Here is a 2,732-nt window from a genome sequence, read left to right as displayed (position 1 = left end):
GAACCCAGTTCCCGCAACCGAAACGACGACCCCGCCGAAGATCATGACAAAGCACTACTAGTGCATCTGCCAGAGCTCGCGGATGGTCTCGGTGACGCAGTGCTCGCGCGGGCGGCCGCAGGTGCACAGATGCCCGTCCGGTTCCTCGCAACGGCGGTGTGTGACCTTTTCCGCAGCGTGCTGGGCAACCGCCGCGGAGAGTGGTCGTGCGGGCTCGACGAGTCCGGTGTTCTGTGACATTTCCCCCACCCCCGGGTTCAGGGTGAGCCGTCGGGTGACAGTTTTCACCGCTCTTCTCAACCTACTGTCGAGTAACATCCGGGAGGCAAACCTGTTACCGCCGGAGTTGAGCCGTAACGTGGGGCGCAAGTGGGCCGCGATGACGCGGCGACTGTCAAGCAGGAGGACCTCGGACCGCGATGAAAATCGTCGTACTCGTCAAGCAGGTGCCGGACTCCGGCGCAGACCGCAACCTGCGCAGTGACGACAACACCGTCGACCGCGCGTCGGCCAGCAATGTGATCAACGAGATGGACGAATACGCGATCGAGGAGGCACTCCGCCTCCAGGAGGCGCACGGCGGCGAGGTGGTCATCCTGACCGTCGGCCCCGACCGCGCCACCGAGTCGATCCGCAAGGCCCTCTCCATGGGCCCGGACTCCGCCGTCCACGTGGTCGACGACGCGCTGCACGGCTCGTGCGCCGTCGCCACCTCGAAGGTCCTCGCGGCCGCCATCGCCCAGCAGGGCGCCGACCTCGTCATCTGCGGTGCGGAGTCGACCGACGGCCGGGTGCAGGTGATGCCGCACATGATCGCCGAGCGGCTCGGCATCGCGGCGCTCACCGGCGCCCGCAAGCTCACCGTCGACGGCACCTCGCTGACCATCGAGCGGCAGACCGACGAGGGCTACGAGGTCGTCACCGCCTCGACCCCGGCCCTGGTCAGCGTCTGGGACACGATCAACGACCCGCGCTACCCGTCCTTCAAGGGCATCATGGCCGCCAAGAAGAAGCCGCTGCAGACCCTGTCGCTGAGCGACCTGGGCATCGCCGCCGGCGAGGTCGGCTTCGACGGCGCGACCAGCACCGTGGTCGAGCACAACAAGCGCCCGCCGCGCCAGGCCGGCAACAAGATCGACGCGGGTGACGACGGCGGCAGCAAGCTCGTCGAGTACCTGGCCTCCGAGAAGTTCGTCTAAGGGAGTTCGAAACCATGGCTGAAGTACTGGTCGTCGTCGAGGCCTCCCAGGGTGCCCCCAAGAAGGTCACCCTTGAGATGCTGACCCTGGCCCGGACGCTCGGCGACGTCTCCGCCGTCGTCCTCGGCGGGTCGGCCGCGGCGCTCGCCGACAAGCTCGGCGAGTTCGGCGCAACGAAGATCTACGCCGCCGAGGGCGAGGACCTCGACGGCTACCTGGTGGCCGGCAAGGCCACCGTCCTGGCGGCGCTGATCCAGCGCGTGTCGCCCGCCGCGGTCCTCATCGCCTCCAGCCAGGAGGGCAAGGAGATCGCCGGCCGGGTCGCCGTCAAGCTCGACAACGGGCTGCTCACCGACGTCGTCGCCCTGGACGCCGACGGGATCGGCACGCAGGTCGTCTTCGCCGGCTCGACCATCGTGAAGTCGAAGGTCAGCAAGGGCCTGCCGATCGTCACGGTCCGGCCCAACTCGCTCACGCCCACCCCGGCGCCGGCCACCCCGTCGGTCGAGCAGGTCGAGGTCGCCCTCACTGACAAGGACAAGCTGGCCAAGGTCGTCGAGCGCAAGGTCGAGGCGAAGGGCGCCCGCCCCGAGCTGGCCGAGGCCTCGATCGTCGTCTCCGGCGGCCGCGGCGTCGGCAGCGCCGACAACTTCAAGCTGGTCGAGGAGCTGGCCGACCTGCTCGGCGGCGCCGTCGGTGCGTCCCGCGCGGCCGTCGACTCGGGCTTCTACCCGCACCAGTTCCAGGTCGGGCAGACCGGCAAGACGGTGTCCCCGCAGCTGTACGTGGCGCTCGGCATCTCCGGCGCCATCCAGCACCGGGCCGGCATGCAGACGTCGAAGACGATCATCGCGGTCAACAAGGACTCCGAGGCGCCGATCTTCGAGCTGGCCGACTTCGGCGTGGTCGGCGACCTGTTCAAGGTGGTCCCGCAGGCCGCCGAGGAGATCCGCAAGCGCAAGTAGCGCGCACCTTCTCATGATCCGGAAGACCCTGTGTACCCCTGGGTGCACAAGGTCTTCCGGATCATCTGCGTCTAGGGCAGGGTGCCGCGCAGCAGGCTCTTGCCGGAGTGGGTCGCGTCGCCGTCGTGCGGCTCCGCGGAGATGTCGACGATGTTGAACTTGTGCAGGTCCAGGTTGCCGGGCACGGTCAGCTGCTGGTCGGCCTTGGTGCCCATCGGGCCGAGCGGCTGCATCCGCAGGCCGGGACCCTGGAGGCTGGTCGAGTCCAGCAGCCAGGCCTCGTAGTCCCCGTCGGCCTGGTCCGGCATACCCTCCGCGTGCACGACCAGCTTCCGCTCGCCGTCCACGGTCACCAGGCAGGCGAACCCGCCGGCGCCGGCGGGCGCGCCCGGCAGCGCCTCGAGGGACACCCTCGGCGCGCCGGCGGGGCAGGCCGCGACCGGGTCGGCCGGCGGCTCGTCCCGCAGGACCAGGGCCGTGCCGGCCGCGGAGACGATCGCCGCCACGATCGCCTGTTCCGCGGCGATCCCGGCGGGGGCGCGCCAGCCGGGCGCCCGCCGTCCGGCCG

At 69.9% G+C, this 2,732-nt stretch carries 4 protein-coding genes; 3 read left to right on the top strand and 1 reads right to left on the bottom strand.

Annotation, left to right across the window (positions count from 1 at the left end):
• The 3 genes from ACFPIJ_RS03330 to ACFPIJ_RS03320 all read left to right on the top strand — a co-directional run.
• Positions 1–237, top strand: a 237-nt coding sequence (locus ACFPIJ_RS03330; protein ID WP_380113051.1) for a hypothetical protein, incomplete at its 5' end; no start/stop codon positions are given.
• 182 nt (positions 238–419) lie between these two features.
• A complete protein-coding gene (locus tag ACFPIJ_RS03325) occupies positions 420–1,199 on the top strand; it encodes an electron transfer flavoprotein subunit beta/FixA family protein (RefSeq protein WP_380113050.1) in 780 nt (259 codons plus the stop codon).
• Between the two features lie 14 nt (positions 1,200–1,213).
• Positions 1,214–2,164 (top strand): electron transfer flavoprotein subunit alpha/FixB family protein, encoded by a 951-nt coding sequence (locus ACFPIJ_RS03320; protein WP_380113049.1) that lies wholly within the window; start codon positions 1,214–1,216, stop codon positions 2,162–2,164.
• A 71-nt stretch (positions 2,165–2,235) separates the two neighbouring features.
• Here the strand turns inward: ACFPIJ_RS03320 and ACFPIJ_RS03315 are convergent.
• On the bottom strand, positions 2,236–2,732 hold a 497-nt coding region (locus ACFPIJ_RS03315), incomplete at its 5' end, for an anti-sigma factor (protein WP_380113048.1).

It is taken from the genome of Dactylosporangium cerinum (assembly GCF_042653625.1).
Taxonomy (GTDB): Bacteria; Actinomycetota; Actinomycetes; order Mycobacteriales; family Micromonosporaceae; genus Dactylosporangium; species Dactylosporangium cerinum.
This window is presented reverse-complemented; position numbering and strand designations above follow the sequence as displayed.

What these genes read in the sequence shown, in the direction of transcription:
- ACFPIJ_RS03325 (WP_380113050.1), top strand. Translation starts at nt 420, where the DNA reads ATGAAAATCGTCGTACTCGTCAAGCAGGTGCCGGACTCCGGCGCAGAC.
- ACFPIJ_RS03320 (WP_380113049.1), top strand. Translation starts at nt 1,214, where the DNA reads ATGGCTGAAGTACTGGTCGTCGTCGAGGCCTCCCAGGGTGCCCCCAAG.